The organism is Oscillospiraceae bacterium MB24-C1 (genome assembly GCA_030913685.1).
In the GTDB taxonomy this organism is placed as follows: domain Bacteria; phylum Bacillota; class Clostridia; order Oscillospirales; family Ruminococcaceae; genus Yanshouia.
In genome coordinates this window covers 2,632,017-2,648,891 of the sequence record CP133187.1, presented here as the reverse complement: position 1 = coordinate 2,648,891, position 16,875 = coordinate 2,632,017, and the positions used below count along the sequence as shown (strand labels likewise).

The 16,875-nt window shown below is 50.2% G+C and carries 16 protein-coding genes and 4 tRNA genes; 13 read left to right on the top strand and 7 right to left on the bottom strand.

Annotation, left to right across the window (positions count from 1 at the left end; all coding sequences use genetic code 11):
* Positions 1-47: 47 nt before the first annotated feature.
* A complete protein-coding gene (locus RBH76_12720) occupies positions 48-260 on the bottom strand; it encodes a hypothetical protein (GenBank protein WMJ83579.1) in 213 nt (70 codons plus the stop codon).
* A 55-nt stretch (positions 261-315) separates the two neighbouring features.
* Between RBH76_12720 and cysS the strand changes: the two genes are divergently transcribed.
* The 7 genes from cysS (at position 316) to RBH76_12685 (ending at position 3,560) form a co-directional block, all read left to right on the top strand.
* On the top strand, positions 316-1,710 hold the full coding sequence (gene cysS / locus RBH76_12715) for a cysteine--tRNA ligase (GenBank protein WMJ83578.1): 1,395 nt from the start codon (positions 316-318) through the stop codon (positions 1,708-1,710).
* A gap of 87 nt (positions 1,711-1,797) precedes the next feature.
* The gene (locus RBH76_12710) at positions 1,798-2,475 is read left to right on the top strand and encodes a 5'-methylthioadenosine/adenosylhomocysteine nucleosidase (GenBank protein ID WMJ83577.1); all 678 of its coding nucleotides are present in this window, start codon (positions 1,798-1,800) and stop codon (positions 2,473-2,475) included.
* A gap of 190 nt (positions 2,476-2,665) precedes the next feature.
* Positions 2,666-2,739, top strand: a tRNA-Gly gene (locus RBH76_12705).
* Positions 2,740-2,752: 13 nt separating this feature from the next.
* Positions 2,753-2,829, top strand: a tRNA-Arg gene (locus RBH76_12700).
* A gap of 57 nt (positions 2,830-2,886) precedes the next feature.
* A tRNA-His gene (locus RBH76_12695) sits at positions 2,887-2,963 on the top strand.
* A gap of 48 nt (positions 2,964-3,011) precedes the next feature.
* Positions 3,012-3,087: transfer RNA gene (locus RBH76_12690), tRNA-Gln, on the top strand.
* 104 nt (positions 3,088-3,191) lie between these two features.
* A complete protein-coding gene (locus tag RBH76_12685; GenBank protein WMJ83576.1) occupies positions 3,192-3,560 on the top strand; it encodes a DUF1232 domain-containing protein in 369 nt (122 codons plus the stop codon).
* A 108-nt stretch (positions 3,561-3,668) separates the two neighbouring features.
* On the opposite strand, the gene RBH76_12680 is transcribed toward RBH76_12685, so the two are convergent.
* Positions 3,669-4,517, bottom strand: a complete 849-nt coding sequence (locus RBH76_12680; GenBank protein WMJ83575.1) for a sugar diacid recognition domain-containing protein — start codon at positions 4,515-4,517, stop codon at positions 3,669-3,671.
* A gap of 278 nt (positions 4,518-4,795) precedes the next feature.
* On the opposite strand from RBH76_12680, the gene RBH76_12675 reads away from it, so the two are divergent.
* Both RBH76_12675 and safA read left to right on the top strand, forming a co-directional pair.
* Positions 4,796-5,377, top strand: coding sequence for a helix-turn-helix domain-containing protein (locus tag RBH76_12675; GenBank protein ID WMJ83574.1), 582 nt, complete (start codon positions 4,796-4,798; stop codon positions 5,375-5,377).
* Between the two features lie 660 nt (positions 5,378-6,037).
* On the top strand, positions 6,038-6,601 hold the full coding sequence (gene safA / locus RBH76_12670; GenBank protein ID WMJ85234.1) for a SafA/ExsA family spore coat assembly protein: 564 nt from the start codon (positions 6,038-6,040) through the stop codon (positions 6,599-6,601).
* A gap of 57 nt (positions 6,602-6,658) precedes the next feature.
* Here the strand turns inward: safA and RBH76_12665 are convergent, their stop codons facing one another.
* The gene (locus RBH76_12665; protein WMJ83573.1) at positions 6,659-7,678 is read right to left on the bottom strand and encodes an ABC transporter substrate-binding protein; all 1,020 of its coding nucleotides are present in this window, start codon (positions 7,676-7,678) and stop codon (positions 6,659-6,661) included.
* 562 nt (positions 7,679-8,240) lie between these two features.
* Here RBH76_12665 and citG point away from each other — a divergent pair.
* Complete coding sequence (citG, locus tag RBH76_12660) at positions 8,241-9,584, top strand: triphosphoribosyl-dephospho-CoA synthase CitG (GenBank protein ID WMJ83572.1); 1,344 nt, start codon at positions 8,241-8,243, stop codon at positions 9,582-9,584.
* A gap of 622 nt (positions 9,585-10,206) precedes the next feature.
* Here citG and RBH76_12655 read toward each other — a convergent pair.
* The 3 genes from RBH76_12655 to RBH76_12645 form a co-directional block, all read right to left on the bottom strand.
* Entirely contained in the window at positions 10,207-11,301 is a 1,095-nt protein-coding gene (locus RBH76_12655) for a threonine synthase (GenBank protein ID WMJ83571.1), read from the bottom strand.
* Complete coding sequence (locus tag RBH76_12650) at positions 11,298-11,681, bottom strand: RidA family protein (protein WMJ83570.1); 384 nt, start codon at positions 11,679-11,681, stop codon at positions 11,298-11,300. The genes RBH76_12655 and RBH76_12650 overlap by 4 nt, the downstream gene beginning before the upstream one ends.
* A gap of 303 nt (positions 11,682-11,984) precedes the next feature.
* Positions 11,985-14,057 carry a methyl-accepting chemotaxis protein gene (locus tag RBH76_12645; protein WMJ83569.1) on the bottom strand — a complete coding sequence of 691 codons (2,073 nt, stop codon included), beginning with the start codon at positions 14,055-14,057 and terminating at the stop codon, positions 11,985-11,987.
* A gap of 573 nt (positions 14,058-14,630) precedes the next feature.
* Here RBH76_12645 and RBH76_12640 point away from each other — a divergent pair.
* The 3 genes from RBH76_12640 to RBH76_12630 are packed head-to-tail and all read left to right on the top strand — an operon-like array spanning position 14,631 to position 16,072.
* The gene (locus RBH76_12640) at positions 14,631-14,945 is read left to right on the top strand and encodes an anti-sigma factor antagonist (protein ID WMJ83568.1); all 315 of its coding nucleotides are present in this window, start codon (positions 14,631-14,633) and stop codon (positions 14,943-14,945) included.
* A gap of 4 nt (positions 14,946-14,949) precedes the next feature.
* Complete coding sequence (spoIIAB, locus tag RBH76_12635; protein ID WMJ83567.1) at positions 14,950-15,405, top strand: anti-sigma F factor; 456 nt, start codon at positions 14,950-14,952, stop codon at positions 15,403-15,405.
* Entirely contained in the window at positions 15,392-16,072 is a 681-nt protein-coding gene (locus tag RBH76_12630) for a sigma-70 family RNA polymerase sigma factor (protein WMJ83566.1), read from the top strand. Before spoIIAB ends, RBH76_12630 begins: the two co-directional genes overlap by 14 nt.
* A 182-nt stretch (positions 16,073-16,254) precedes the next feature.
* Here the strand turns inward: RBH76_12630 and RBH76_12625 are convergent, their stop codons facing one another.
* Positions 16,255-16,857 (bottom strand): stage II sporulation protein R, encoded by a 603-nt coding sequence (locus RBH76_12625; protein ID WMJ83565.1) that lies wholly within the window; start codon positions 16,855-16,857, stop codon positions 16,255-16,257.
* Between the last annotated feature and the right edge of the window lie 18 nt (positions 16,858-16,875).

Below are 16,875 nucleotides of genomic sequence, written 5' to 3'. Positions count from 1 at the left end.
AAATATTGATGCGTTTAACGGGAAGGGTTTTCTCACATTCTTTCACCTCAGAGAGCTGCGGTCACCGGCTGAAAGCCGCGGCGTAAAAGAGCAGGAAACCGTGCACCCGCCAGCACAGCGAGAGAACGCGCCGCTTCGGCGTCACTACCCCGCCTGCGTTTGCCCGCGTTAAGGGCTGCTTTCTTCCCCGAAGTGGAACAGCGGTAATCAAGCCGTCTTCGTGCAGTTGCATGAGGACGGCTTTTTGATACAATAATCATTAGGGAAGCCCCGAGCTGCTGCATCGGCGCGCCCTCAACAAAAGGAGTGGTCTCTTTGAAAATTTATAATACCCTGACACGGCAGAAGGAAGAGTTTGTGCCGCTGGAACCGGGCAAGGTGAAAATATACGCCTGCGGCCCCACTGTTTACAACTTCATCCACATCGGCAACGCGCGCCCCATCTGCGTGTTTGACACGCTGCGTCGCTATTTTGAGTATCGCGGCTACGAGGTGACTTTCGTCCAGAACTTTACTGACATTGACGACAAGCTCATCAACCGCGCCAACGATGAGGGTACGACCGTTCCCGACATCGCTGCCACCTATATCAAGGAATATATGACCGACGCCGAGGGATTGGGTATCCGCCCCGCGACAGTGCATCCCAAGGCGACCGAGACAATGGATGAGATCATCAACGTCATCAAGACGCTCGAAGAAAAAGGGTTCGCCTATCCGTCACAGGGCAGCGTGTATTTCCGCAGCCGCAAGTTTGACGAGTACGGCAAGCTCTCGCACATGCCGATTGAGGACCTTGAATCGGGCAGCCGCATCGACGTCTCTGAGCACAAGGAAGACCCGCTGGATTTCACCCTCTGGAAGGCTGCCAAGCCCGGCGAACCATACTGGGCGTCGCCGTGGGGCAACGGACGCCCCGGCTGGCACATTGAATGCACCGCGATGATCAGAAAACACCTCGGTGAGACCATTGATATCCACTGCGGCGGCAGCGACCTGATTTTCCCCCATCACGAAAACGAAATCGCACAGGGCGAGTGCTGCTCCGGCCATGAATACGCCCGCTACTGGATGCACAATGGCTTTATCAACGTCGATAACCGCAAGATGAGCAAAAGCCTTGGCAACTTCTTCACCACCCGTGACGTGGCCGAGAAATTCGGTTATGAACCGATCAAATTCCTGATGCTTCAGGCGCACTACCGCACCCCCATCAATTACAGCTACGACATTATCGAGCAGTGCCGCGCGGCGCTCGACCGCCTTTACACCTGCCGCGACCACCTCGATTTTGCAGCGACCCACGCGGCTCCCGCCCCTGTTGAGGGTGAGAATGCTTTCCGCCAGACGGTGGACACGCGCCGTCAGGCCTTCATCGACGCCATGGACGACGACCTGAACACCGCCGACGCTATCGCCGCGCTGTTTGATTTGGTTCGCGACTGCAACAGCTTTTTTGCTGAGCCTAAGTCGACCGAGACGGTCGCCTATGCCACCGCCTGCTTCGACGAGCTGACCAACGTGCTGGGCATTTTGTATAACCGAAAGGCCCACAGCCTTGACGCCGAGATTGAAGCGTTAATCGAAAAGCGTCAGGCCGCCAGAAAAGCCAAGGATTTTAAAACCGCCGACGCCATCCGCGATGAGTTGAAGGCGCAGGGCATTGTTCTGGAGGATACCCCGCAGGGCATCAAGTGGCACAAGGAATAGACCCGTCGTCCCAAGGACACAACACTGCGAGCCGCCCGCCAATTCCGGGTGGCTCGCCATGACATCAATCTAAAAGGAGGTTTGCCCATGATCTGGGGAATTATTGGGGCACTGCCCGAGGAGGTCGCGCTGCTGTGCGACGCAATGGATATTGAGAGCCAGGAACAACACTATGGTAGTACCTTTTACCGCGGTACGCTCGAGGGTCAGCAGGTGGCAGTCGTATGCTGCAGCATTGGCAAGGTCAACGCGGCGCTCTGCGCTTCGCTGATGATCCGCGAGATGAAGGCCGACGCCGTCATCAACGTGGGTATCGCGGGCGCGGTGGACAAGCGCCTGAAGGTGCTGGACGTCGTGCTTTCGACCAACGCCGCCTTCCACGACGCCGAACCGCTGATGAAAAACTACTACCCTTTCCGGCTAAATTTTGACGCCGATAAAAAGCTGCTGGCGTTGGCGCAGAAGGCCTGTGACGCGCTGGGCGAGTTTACATATTACAGCGGATGCATCGCCACCGGCGACGTGTTTGTGCAAGGCGGCCCGGTTAAGGACCGCATTGTCGAGCGTCTCTCGCCGCTTTGTGTCGAAATGGAGGGTGCCGCCATCGCTCACGCCGCCTTTGTCAACGACAAGCCGTTTTTGATTATCCGCACCATGTCCGACAGCGCTGATGACGAGGCCGCCATGACCTATGACACCTTTAAGGACCGCGCCGCTGAGCAGTCGGCCCATATCGTGCGGCAAATGCTTAAATTTTCAAAGTAAATTGTTTGATTTGGCTGGCCGGGGGGATATCTTTCGGCCAGTATGCGCCCTTTTAGTGCAGAAATTATGATTGCTTTCCTGGTTTTTTTAAATTATTGCGTGTCTTTTCATCTTCTTGCGCCATCGAAGTAAATTCTTGTTGACAAACCTGATGTTATTTGGTAGAATTAATGACGCTGTCAAACGGTATGCGGGTGTAGTTCAGTGGTAGAATTCCAGCCTTCCAAGCTGGCTATGTGGGTTCGATTCCCATCACCCGCTCCATCCATTTCTATGTGCGCCAGTAGCTCAGCTGGATAGAGCAACTGCCTTCTAAGCAGTAGGCCAGGGGTTCGAGTCCCTTCTGGCGCACCAATAAGCTGTTTAAACGTCCTTTGTGGCGGCACGCAAGCTTTTGTTCTTTTGTACATGGTGGGTATAGCTCAGTCGGTTAGAGCGCCAGGTTGTGGCCCTGGAGGCCGTCGGTTCGAATCCGATTATCCACCCCACTGATATGAAAAAAAGGCTTCACGCCTTTTTTTCATATCTCCTTTTATTGGGCTGTAGCCAAGCGGTAAGGCACCAGACTTTGACTCTGGCATCCCGCTGGTTCGAATCCAGCCAGCCCAACCAGGAAAATCCATGTGTGAGGATTGAACCTCATACATGGATTTTTTGTAATAATGATGATAAGCGTAAATAAAAAATTAATTTATTAAGCAGAAAGCGGTATCTTGATGGGTCTAAAAGAAAGCGCTAAACAAATAAAAATAGATATTCCCGCTGTTTTCATAGCATTAAGGGAAAAAGAAACACCGGTGATAGCCAAAATTCTCGCTGGCATAACAATTGTATACGCATTGTCTCCCATTGACCTTATCCCAGATTTTATACCCGTGTTGGGTTATTTAGACGACGTCATTATATTGCCAAGTCTTATCGCTCTAACAGTACGATTGATTCCGCCCGACGTGTTTGCAGAGTGCCGTGTTCGAGCCGAAGGATTATGGGCTGACGGCAGACCTAAGAAGTGGTATTTTGCGTTACCTATTGTAGCCATTTGGTTATTTGTGATTTATCTTATTATTAAAGAAATAATGATATAGCTGTTTTTAAGAACATGCTAAATAAGCTCCAAGAACGGCTTTATCAGCCATTTTGGAGCTTATTTTCTTTTTAGGGAAAACTATTTGACAATCGGTGATACTTAGCCTTTAATGCAAAAGGCTCTCAAGCGACTCTTTTATGCTTTCGGTTTTTTCGGTAAGTACTTTAAGCGATTCTTTCTGATCAAAAGAGACCGCATGGTTTTCATCGATGATTTTAAGAATATCCTGAAATTTTGCTGCAAAATGATCGTTTAATTCTGTAATTTTGTGCGCGTATTCCGACGTATCATTCGACAGCTTTTTAATCTCGCTTGCCACAACAGCAAAGCTCCGCCCATGCACGCCGGCCCGCGCCGATTCAATCGCGGCATTTACGGAAATGAGATTGGTCTTTTTAGCAATATTGTCTATTAACATCAAATTGTTTTTAACCTTTGTCAGGATCTCGGTGACTTCCTGCACAATAGAATTGCCCGATTCATTTGCGGCGGCAATCATTTCCGCACTGGCGTAGAGCGACTGAGAAGTAGCGGCCAGCTCGCCAAAGCTTTCATTGACCTCTTCATGCGTCTTCACAATACTCTCACGAACAAGGGCCTCTTCATAAACAAGCTCTATCATAAGCTTGATCATATTGCTGTAAGGCCGCACGACAGGCGGGTCTCCCGTTATGCCCACCGTGGCGATTTTTTCTCCACGTACAACGATGGGAATATGTATACCATTGCGGACATCCTTACCCTGACGCAGATATTCCTCCTGCATTTCTGGCGTGATTACGGATTCATTTAAACGTCCCGCTAAGATTGATTTAGATATGTCGTGAATATTTCCAACTCTAGCTTTTATAGAGGCTGCATACACTTCTCCGCCAGTTCCGCAGATGATGAGCGGATGCGGCATAACCTGATGCACCTTATCTAAAATTACTTGAGCCAGTTCTTTGGATATCATAATGAATCCTCCCTTAGCAAAATAAGTATTCTCACATCATTATAATACTAATTTTCGCTATAATAAACATTATTTTTAAATTAATTGTCACAAAAATGTCGAAATTATATTGTTTTATTTGCGGTTTGAAGACAGGGCTACATCTGTATTTTCGTGTGTGACTGAAATTACGAATATTGAAATGATGCAAGCGCGAAGCCATTGCGAACAAAACTCTACGGAGCGTTTATTGAAAAATTAGTCGATTACATGCTATATTGTTAATGGAGGTGAAACGCATGGATTGCAGCAAAGTTGGCGGCCTTATTTTGGCTTTAAGAAAAGAAAAGGGCCTAACCCAAAAACAGATTGCAGACGCTATGAATATAAGCGATAAAGCCATATCGAAATGGGAGCGTGGCTTAGGCTGCCCCGACGTTTCGCTGCTCGGCACGCTTTCAGAAATTTTGGGCGTAAGCGTCGAGCGTATCCTCACGGGTGACATCGGCGAAAACCCCATGGATGGAGGTAATATGAAACGATTAAAGTTCTATGTCTGCCCGAACTGCGGCAGCATTGTAAACAGCACCGGCGCTGCTGAAATTTCGTGCTGCGGCCGAAAGCTGGAACCGCTCACGCCTCAGCCCGCAGATAGCGCACACGCTGCCAGACTTGAAATCATCGACAACCAATACTTTGTGACTTTTGATCACGACATGAACAAGGCGCACTTTATCAGCTTTGTCGCCTATCTCTCTAGTAACCGGTTGACGCTGGTCAGACTTTATCCAGAGCAGGAGGCGCAGTTAAATCTGCCGCTGGCTTTTGACGGAAAGCTCTATTTTTATTGCAATAAGCACGGTTTGTTTGTAAACAGCTAAAGTTTTTAATCCAATTATTGTATTTTAAAAGCTGAAATTAAAAAATATTGCACAAATTATTCTTTAGAACACAACTTTTTTAAAATTCGGGTCTTGGTTTTTGTCAAGATCTGAATTTTTTATTTACCTTTTCACAGCCTATTAAATCTAAAAAAGTCTGATTTAAGAAGGATTTTTGACTAAACTTTAAGCGTAGGGTTTTTACGATTCCACTTCGCTTTATTTTTTTGTACATATTGCCAGATTGGATTACCCTTAACATTGTTGGAAGCATAATAAATATGTTTTTTTGTTTAAAATTTTTAAATTTTCTATGTTTTATGCCTATAATTGGGAAATGCAACCTTGTAAAATTAATCCCTAGTAACAAGGTAGATATTTCATTTGCTTTTTATTGTCTCTTTTGTTAACCTTTAAATGCACTTGCAAGGCAAATATGACAAGGAGGTAACTGCAATGTTTAATTGCTTCTCTTTCAGCGGCGGTTCTCTTGACTGCAGCGCTCTGTTGCAAATGCTTGGCCAGTGCCTGAATTGGGGCTGCTAAGAGTGATACCTGTGGCCGGCGCTTAAGCGCCGGCCGATTGGATACCGATACCAACAGGAGGGATATTATTTGAAGAAGCTTTCGATGCTGCTTTCCGCCGTAATGTGTGCAGCGATGCTGGCCGTCGGTGCAAATGCTGCTAACACTACTTCTTATACCGTCGTCAAAGGCGACTGCATGTGGAAAATTGCCGTTAAGTGCCAGGTGGGCACCAGCGAGATCATTTCGGCAAATCCGCAGATTAAAAACCCCAATCTGATTTATCCGGGTCAGGTGCTCTCCATCCCCACCCTTTCAAACACTGTCACCGAATATGAGACCGAGGTTGTCAGACTGGTCAACATTGAACGCGCAAAAAACGGCCTGAAACCTCTCACCATGAACTGGGAGCTTTCCAGAGTCGCACGTTATAAATCTCAGGACATGCATGACAAGGGCTATTTCTCCCACACCAGCCCGACCTATGGTTCTCCGTTTAACATGATGACTAACTTTGGTATTTCTTATCGTGCTGCGGGCGAGAATATCGCCATGGGATATAGCACGCCTCAGGCCGTCGTCACCGGCTGGATGAACTCCCCGGGACATCGCGCCAATATTCTGAAAAGTTCCTTTACACAGATTGGCGTTGGATATGTACCCAGCGGCAATTACTGGACCCAAATGTTCATAGGTTAAAACAATAGAAAAAGCGCTTCCGTAAAAGTTACGGCAGCGCTTTTTTTGTTTGAGCATTTACGAATTACTCTTAATAATGACAAACTCATCCTTGAGCGCGTCGGGCACGGTGATGCCAAGCTGTTTGGCGGTGACCATGTTGATCATCTTCGCGTATTCCTTGACCTGTTCAACGTGATTTTCGGCGATGGTTTCGCCGTTTAGAATCCGCGCGATCATTTGAGCGGTCTGCCGACCCAGTACGGTGTAGTCGATGCCCACCGTCGCGAGTCCTCCGTCAGCAACCATTGAGTCGGCACCGACATAAACCGGGATACCCGCGTCGTTTGCCACCTGCATATAGATTGAAATAGCCGAAGCGATGGTGTTGTCGTTTGGGGTGAAGAAGGCGTCCACCTGGCCGACCAGCGACTGTGCCGCCGACTGAAGCTCACCGACGCCAGTGATGGCCGCTTCTTTATAGGGGATGCCGTTTGCGTCGCAGTAGGCGCGGGCGCGCTTGATACCGGCCATGGAATTGACTTCGCTGGTGGTGTAGACAAAGCCAAAGGTTTTAACATCGGGGGTCAGCTCCTTGGTTAGCTTAAAAATATCCTCAATGGCGATGGAGTTGGAAACACCGGTGATGTTGCTGGTTGTCTCTTCAAACGCGGTGACCAACCCCGCTTCCACCGGGTTTGAGACAGCCGAGAAAATGATGGGAAGCGTGTCGGTTGCGGCAGCGGCGGCCTGTGCGGTGCCGGTGGCGATCGGGACGAGAATATCCACGCCGCCGCCGATCAGCTCGCTCATGATGGTCGGCAGCATCGAAGCGTCGCCGTTTGCGTTGCGGTACTCAATCTTAACTGCGCCGGTCAGCCCGAGTACGTCAAGCTCGTCGATGATGGTTTCCCGAATCTGATTTAGCGACGGGTGGTCCATCGGTTGAACAATGCCAATGACAACCTGCTTCGCTTCGTTGACAGGCTCTGAAGAAGCGGGAGATTCGCTGGACGGTGCAGAAGAGACGGATGCAGAACCACAGCCAGTCATAACGGCCATCATGGCGGCGAGCGCGAATGCAAGAATCTTTTTCATTACAATATCTCCTTCTTACAAAACAGGGCGCCGCCTGTTGGTGCGCGCCACGGTGTTGATACGGCTATTTGGGTCCACAAAACAAAAAATCCGCCCTTAAACCATTGTTTAAGGACAGATTGTAAAAATCTGCGGTACCACCTTAATTGGTCTGCAAAAAGCAAACCCACTCACTTACAGAAATGCCAACACATTTCCAGCCGGTAACGCCGGCTTTACGTCTTGGGTACTCAGGCGCTTTAAAAGCGACCCTTTCACCTCGCCCTCAGCGGTCCATTTGCCATGCTGCTCTCCGCGGGGCTCTCAGCCTCCCCCACTCTCTGTAGGCGCATCTCACGGTTTGATCTCCGCATCAAAGGTTTCGTGATATTGATTGGTGTGATAATATCACATTACTTTTCATTTTGCAAGACTTTTTATAAATATTTTGAATTGACGGTTTTGCTGACAGATTGATTTTTTAAAGCTGCTTTTGATTCGTCTTGATTAGCAGTACCTTGACGTGTCCGCTGCTTAACGTTAAGATAAGTAGTGTTACATATCAGTTCGGGAGGACAAAAACGTGAAGGTACAGCTAGAAGAGATGCTGCTGGCACGCGAACGCCGGGCAGCCTTTCAACAGGAATTGCTTTTAAAATACAGCGCGCCCCTCATTTGTCTGACGATGAACATCGCGGGTGAAAACAAGCGCTTTGAAAGTGCCGACCGTCTGTTTGACGCGGGCGTGCGGCTGATAGATGAACAGCTACGCCGCCACAACGTAGAGGTTGCGTTTCGCATCATCTTCGACTATAACACCGGCCTTGAGGGCTATTGGGCGGTTAATTTTTCGGACAATGCTATCAAAAAAATGATGGTTCAGATTGAGGATGCTTTTGATGCCGCGCGGCTTTTTGATATTGATGTGCTTAATTCCGAGGGGGAAAAACTGTCGCGCAGCGATTTTGGCGCGCCGCCCCGACGCTGTCTCATCTGCGGCGATCAAGCAGCCGCCTGCGCGCGCAGCCGCCGACACGGACTGGATGCCATCGAACAGCGGACAAAGCAGCTCATCGAAGATTATCTCGACAATGAGACCGCCGAGCACATCGCCGGGCTGGCTGTCAAAAGCCTATTGTACGAAGTCTGCGTCACGCCCAAGCCAGGCCTTGTTGACCGCGCAAACGCCGGTGCACATCGTGACATGGATATTTTCACCTTTATGGACAGTGCCACAGCCCTGACGCCGTATTTTAAAGCTTGTGCCTTAAAGGGCGCGCGCAGCGGCGATCTCTCGCCCGCACAGCTTTTTGCGTCGCTGCGTTACATCGGCCAGCGTGCTGAAAGCGACATGTTCGGCGCGACCGGCGGGGTGAACACCCACAAAGGCGCCATCTATTCGATGGGGATTCTTTGCGCCGCCACAGGACGACTCTGGGCAAAGGGGAAACCCACACCGGAACAGCTCTGTCTGCTGTGCGCTGAAATGACCGGAGCAGAGACAACCAACGACTTAAAAAAGATTGAACAAGCCGGTGCGCGGACAGCGGGCGAGCGCATCTATGCACAGCATGGTATTTCGGGCATTCGTGGCGAGGTAGCAGCGGGCTTCCCCAGCGTGCGAGACATCAGCTTGCCGGTATTTAAAGCGCTACTGGCCGAGGGGTACAGCCTGAACGATGCGGGCGCGATTGCGTTAATTCATCTGATGGCGAAAGCCACCGACACCAATGTAATCTCCCGCGTGGGGGTTGCACGACAAAAAACGTTACAGGAAGCGCTTTTTTCTCTGCTTGAAAAAACGCCTCACCCCGAGCTGGCGGTTCTCCAAACACTCGACGCTGATTTCATTGCGGAAAATATCAGCCCCGGCGGGTGCGCCGATCTTCTGGCCTTTACTTTTATGCTGCATTTCTTGTGTGAATAAGGCGTTTTATATACTTTTCGTATATTTTAGTATCTAAACTAGGATTAGTAAATTGTACACCCTCGGATTTTATCCGAGGGTGCTCTTATTACATAAAATCCACCTAACAAATGCCATTTGCCACGGCATCGGGGGGCCTCTTACGGGGCTTCCCCGCGCAGAGACACTCCCCCGGGTTATTTTTGCTTCCCCTCCTGTGTATTTAATCAATAATAGCACGCTGGGCTTTGTTCCAAACCCCACCAGCTTTTAAAAGCTGGTTCAAACTTCAATTGCTTTTTCTGCTTATGATAACAGTGCCCCCGGATTGATTTCTGAAATAGTCAATAGAAAGTAGACAGAATAAAGCTCAACTTAAACTGCCTGTTCAATTCTGAATTGGACAGGTGGTTTTCCGCTTAGTTTGCGGAGGGGACGAATGGTATTAAAATAAGCGATTGCGTCTGTGATGACGGAAGAAAGGTCATCAGCAAGCCAGTAGTGAAACTGGAAACGCAAAACATCTTTGAACCTACCAAAGAAGCTTTCGATCACAGCGTTATCTCTGGGATTGCCAGCCCTAGACATACTTTGGATCACTTCAATTGATTTCCGGGGGCGTTACTTTTTTCAGTATTCTAATTTAATGGTCGGATTTTAATCCCGCGCCACACATCGGGATGATGCTGTCCGGCGTTTTGCCGTAAAGCGTGCAATAATGCAGATAGGCCGCGTAATTGGCCGCGGTGGTATGCTCACAGTAGATGCCCTTTTTAGCCAGCGCGCTTCTGGCCTCAAGAATTTTATCTTCGGGGGTGAGAATCACCTTGCAGTGGTGCTTTTTAATATAGCTCAAAATCTCTTCACCGCGCATTGGCACGCCGATAGCAATGCCCTCTGCCAGCGTAGGTGAGACTGTGACCGCGGCCGGAGATGTCAGCCCCTGCTCCACCGCTGCCGCAATGGGCGCGCAATGCGCACTTTGTAACGCGACAACGTTGGGCATTTTGTCGAGAATTCCGGCCGCCAAAAACTCCTCCAGCGCCTTGATAACACCGATGAACAGCGTGCCATTGCCCAGCGGTACAAAGATATTCTGCGGGATGCGCCCGAGCTGCTCATAAATTTCGTAGATATAGGTTTTGGTACCCTCGTAGAAGAAGGGATTGTAGACATGGTTGGCATAATATTTACCCGCGCTGTCCACCTTGGCGCGGCAGACGTCGGCGCAATGGTCGCGCGAGCCGGGGACAATGTTGACCGCCGCACCGTGCGCGCGGATCATGTCGATTTTCTTGGGCGAGGTGCCCTCGGGGACAAAAATCTCACAGGCGATGCCCGCTTTGGCGCAATAGGCTGCCACGCTGTTGCCTGCGTTGCCGCTGCTGTCCTGGACTACCGAATCGACGCCAATCGCTTTGCAATGAGAGATCAGCACGGCGGCGCCCCTGTCCTTAAAGGACAGCGTAGGCATGAAATAGTCCATCTTGAGCAGCAGATCGTCGTCAAAGGGCACCACCGGCGTCATACCCTCACCCAACGAGATCTCACGCCAGCTTTCATCGAGGAGCGGCATAAATGCGCGGTAGCGAAAAAGACCCCAACAGCTTTTGTCAATCAGCGCCGGGTCGAAGCTTGCCGGGGTAAAGTCGAGCTTCCACAGCCCACCACAATCGCATTTGGGCGCTCTGGTCGTTACATCCGTTTTGGTTCCGCACTTTGAGCAGATGTAATTCATAAGGCGCGCACCTCCGCGACCGCTTCTATCTCGACCATGCAGCCAAAATGCAACGCCGGTACCGGCAAAACGATTCTAGCGGGTTTGTGGTTGCCAAAAAATTCGGCATATACGGCATTCACTTCGTCCCAGAGTGCAACATCGGTCACATAAACGCGGCATTGCACCACATCGTTGCGGGTTAAGCCCGCCTCGGTTAGCACGCGTTCGAGATTTTTAAGCGCCAACGCGGCGTGTGCCGCAATACCGCCGTCGGGCAATGCGCGGGTATCTGGGTCAATAGATAACTGCCCGGATATATACAACATGCCGTTTGAAATCACGCCGGGACTGTAATGACCCTTGTTTGTCCCTGCATATCGGGGGGATACCATCTCCATGTTCAAAACTCTCCTTTGCTCATTGTAAGGGCAGCATGACCGCCAAATAGCTTGCCCCGTTGCTGTTCCTGCCCCTATCTGGCGACCATATATTGACCGCGAGGCACAAAATAAGATATCAAAAATTATATCATATAGAGCCAATTCTGTCATTATTACCGGCCGCCGTAAGGAATATTGAAACCTTAAGAATTAGGCGAGAAAAGGTTCTTGCGACATCTTAACAAAGCTTAGGGCCGCCGGATTAAACCGACGGCCCTGATGCGCTACCCGTTGGGCAACGAAATTTTTTGTAAGCTAATTTTAAAAATATTTGCTGTCGCCGTCCTCGATAACAGGAGCAGGGTCAACGGGCTCCTCGTCCTCCTCAGACAGCTCTTCGAAAGTCTCGCTCTGCGAAACCGCATCATTAATCTTAAACTTTGCAATCAGCTCCTCCAACAGGTTGGCCTGGCTAGACAATTCTTCGCTTGCTGCGGCGCTTTGCTGCGCAGTGGCGGCATTGGTCTGTACCACCGAAGAAATCTGTTCAACACCCTGACTGATCTGGACAATTGCAGTGGCCTGATCTTGCGTAGCATGTGCGATTTTGTCTATCAGCTCAATAGCAGCCCGTGTTTCTTGGGCGCTCTGCTCCAGCGACTGTGCGGTCGAGGCGGAGGTTTCACTGCCGTTCTTCACAGCCGCAATCGTCTCTTCGATCAGCACGGTGGTGTTCTTGGCTGCCTCAGCCGATTTGCCCGCTAGATTTCGAACTTCGTCGGCTACAACGGCAAAGCCCTTGCCCGCTTCGCCTGCGCGAGCGGCCTCAACCGCCGCGTTGAGCGCCAAAATATTGGTCTGGAAAGCGATGTCGTCAATAACCTTGATGATCTTAGAAATTTCGGCAGATTTTTGAGCAATCTGATCCATCGCTGCAACGGTATCCTTCATTTTGTCGTTGCTACTGCGCAACTCCCGGCCTGCAAAATTGGCTTTATCATGCGCCAATTGTGTATTTTCGGCATTCTGTTTGATCTGCGCCGTAACCTCCTCAAGGGAAGCCGACAGCTGCTCAATAGCGCTGGCCTGTTCGGTGGCGCCCTGAGAAAGCGCCTGAGCACCGTTTGAGACCTGGTCGGAGCCGCTGTCCACCTGCGCCGCAGCCTCGTTAATCTTGGTCAGCGTGGCATTGAGGTTGTCGAGCATGGCTTGTAAATTGTCTTTAAGTCTTTTAAATTGTCCGACATAATCGCGCTTAGGCTCAATGGTTAAGTCGCCCTGAGACACGCTGAGCAGCGACTCCGAAATCTCGTCAATATAACCCTGATAGTTGACCAACTGGTTGATGGTCAACCCAAAAGCCTGTGCCAGACGCCCGATTTCGTCCTTGCTTTTAACCGACAGCGAGACATCAAAATTGCCGTCGGCAATTTGCTGAGCCGCCGCGGTGATTCTTTTAATCGGATTGGCAATTCGGTCGCTAACGAAATAGATTGCGATAACACCTGCTGCCGTTATCGCCAAACACAAACCCAAAAGCAGCTTGGTCAATGCAATGACTCTTTCAAAAATCTCACCGCGTTCCACTGTAAGCGCTAAAATCCACGGGCTACCATCAATGGGGGCATAGCCCGCAATTTTGTCAACACCGTTGTAACGATACTCCCCACTACTTACGCCACCGGCTATCATTTGTTGTGTCATGGCGCCCAGTGCCTGAACAGTTGGGTCGTTCTTCGCGTTTTCAATGTCATTGTCCTGCGCCATAACCAGATCGGTGTTTTTGTGCCCTACTGTGGTGCCTTGGTTATTGATAATATAGGCGTAGCCTGTCTCTTTATAGGTGGTATTCTGGCTATATTCGCTGAGCATAAGGCCGTCCTTTCGACCATAGAACACACCGATAACGCGACCATGTATTTTGACGGGTGCCGCAAACACGATGGCGGGCTTTCCGTCTAACTTGCTAAACATCAGATCAGAGCAGTTTGCTTCACCTTCCATCGCTTTTTGGAAGAACTCACGATCGGCAACATTATTCGTTGTCATGCTCCCATCTAAAATAATCGCTTTACCCGATGAATCGGCATAACCAAACAGTATGTAACCCATTCTTTCGGCTTCCGCCTGATAATAGGCAGTCTTTTCGATAACTGTAACCGTGCCGTCGGTTATCATAGCATTTTGGGCCAGAGCATCAATATATCTTAGCTCAGCTTTGAGCTGGCTGGCAATGTTTTCAGCCTCTGCCTGTGCCATCATTTCCAGGTTGTAGTGGGCATCTTCCAATAATTTATTGCCTTCAAAGGTAACAATTGCGATGCCTAAAGTTGACACGACAACAAAAATAACCAGCGTAAACATGACGATTAACTTGAGTTTGAGCGATTTCATGGTGACTTCCCCCTTGTTGTACAATCAGAGTCCGCAGCAGAGCCAAGGTAAGCATATCCAAGTTTTTTAAGCCCCTCCGGACAGAGCATGTGCTTTGCAACATGCAGGCGATAAATTTGGACATAATGCTGGACTTTTATAATTTTACACTGATATTTATTATAACGCATATTTCACTAAAAAGATACAGGGAAATTGGTTTAAATTTCTTCTTTTTTATATGTAATGCTGACTATATGCATCGAAAAATTCGAATAATCCATCGAATTTGTCTAAAAATTGCGGCATCGGAAGCCGCGCTATTCTAGCAAGTCCGTCTGTTTGGTTTGTTGATATTTTGCTTGCTATTGGACAAAATACGGCTTTTTTGCTTAAAACAAATTTGCATCTTTTGAGCCTGCGGCATTTACCCGCCATTTTTTCGCTTTTTTGGCGGCAAGCCGCGGTTTATGACCTTTCTCGACCAGGTGCTTCCCTTATCCTTGTTGATAAGGGATTTTTCTGTTTTGGGGTATATTTCCCCTTCTGAATTGAAAAGATATCCATATTATCCAAAAAAGGAAGTGCAAAGCTGTGTGTACAATTCTTTCCCCCGCCGGCGATACGCTGACGGTGCTGCTCGCGGGCGAAATCGACCACCATTCGGCGGCCGGTATGCGCGCCCAGATAGACGAAGCAATTGATCGCTATCGCCCGGCTGTGCTGACGCTGGATTTTGGCGGCGTCACTTTTATGGATTCCTCTGGAATAGGTCTGGTCATGGGACGTTACAAGCTAATGAATACATTCGGCGGCACAGTGAGTGTTGCCAACACCCCCAAGCCGCTGCAAAAGGTGATGCGCCTGGCGGGGCTAGACCGCTTGGCCAGTATTAAAACGGAGGAATGAAAACATGATAAAACCGCTCAACAGAATGAAAGCTGAGTTTGACGGCCGTTCGGTCAACGAAAGCTTTGCCCGCGCCGCCGTCGCCGCCTTTGTAGCCCAGCTCGACCCCACAGTAGAGGAGCTCTGCGACATACGCACCGCCGTTTCAGAGGCGGTAACCAACTGTATTGTGCACGCCTATCCGAATACCCTTGGCCGCGTTTACATATCCGCCGACATCTATGAAGGCAGGCGGGTGGTTATTAGGGTGAAGGACAAGGGTTGCGGCATAGACGACGTTAATCAGGCGATGGAACCGCTTTTTACCACCGGTGCTGCGCAGGAGCGCTCCGGGCTGGGCTTTTCGGTGATGCAAAGCCTGATGGACCGGGTCAAGGTACGCTCAAAACCGGGCGGCCCCACCGTTGTCACCCTCGAAAGGAGGCTCATCTCCAAAGGTGATGCAAATGTCAGGGTGTAAGGAAATTCCTTCGCGCAGCGAAGTTATCGAAAGCAACATGGGGCTGGTGCATGCCTGCGCCCACCGCTTTAAGGGGCGCGGTATCGAATATGAAGACCTGTTTCAGGCCGGCTGCATCGGGCTGATTAAAGCGACCGACGCGTTTGACCACGACCGCGGGGTGCGCTTTTCGACCTATGCCGTACCGGTTATTCTAGGCGAAATGCGCCGCCTTTTCCGCGATGGTGGCGCAATTAAAATAAGCCGCACCATCAAGGAGCTTTCGATGCGTATTGTCCGCGCGCGGGAACGGTTTTCGTTTGAGCATGGTCATGAGCCCACTATCTCAGAGCTTTCTGCGCTGCTTGAAGTCTCGGAAGAAGCGGTGGTAGAAGCCATCGGCGTCTGTGCGCCGCCAATATCGCTGACCGAAAGCGAAGAGCAGGGTGGCGGTCAGCTTGATCTACCGGTCGATTCGCCCGAGGAGCTGACCAGTGATCTTATCGCGCTGCGCCAGTCGTTGGATTTATTGGAGGAGCGCGACCGCGCCATTATTCTGCTGCGCTATTTTGGCGAAAAGACCCAGTCCCAGACCGCCGAACGATTAGGGATGACACAGGTGCAGGTATCACGCCGCGAAAAGAAGATTATGACCCAGCTGCGGCGCGATCTGCTGGGTACAGGATAAGCATAAGTGCCGCCGGTGCAGGGGCTGAAGTCTCAGCTTTTACGTCGGTGGCGTTTAGCGTTTATTCTCGCGTCAGCGCAGTTGAATTATTCCAAGAAAACAAAACCCCGGGGCATTTGCGCCCCGGGATACTTTTTGGTTTTAAATTTAGGCCGTTTTGAATTCGAAAATTTAGTGGACGTTTATTCACTGGCGCGGTCGGTCAGCTTTTCAAAAGCTTCAACCACGGCGAACTTCGCCTGATAACACGGTTCGACACTCAGGGTACGAATCTGCTCTTCCACCTCGGCAGCCTGTTCTTGTGTCGCCACCGGGATGCAAAGCGGGGGGTACATGACGCACCACCAGTTCTTCCCCTTGCCTTCACCAATCACCACCCGCAGCGCGGTATATTCTCCGGCGGGCAGCGTGACGCCATCCTCATAGGTTCGGGTGTCGAAGTACATATCGGTGACACTCACCGCGACGTTGTGCATATCCCCCGCCGCCTGCAGCGTTTTTTGGGCAGTCAAGGTGATGTCGTCGCGCAAAAATTCGGCAATGCGGGCTGCCTGAGCGGCATCTTCCCCGCCCAGCAGCTCTGAATATTCTTGCAGTAATGCGTCGCGCACCAAGAGCTTATGCTGCTGGTCTTCATCAAGATCCGAGTTTGCAATGATATGCAGCCGCAGCGTATTCTGGCGCACGGCGGCGCACTGTGCGGCAAAGCTGTCGAACGAAAGCAAAAGCATCGACAGCATTAGCGTCAAAAAAAGAGTGAGGGCAAATCGGTCTGTTTTTGTCATTATAAAAACCTGCCAATC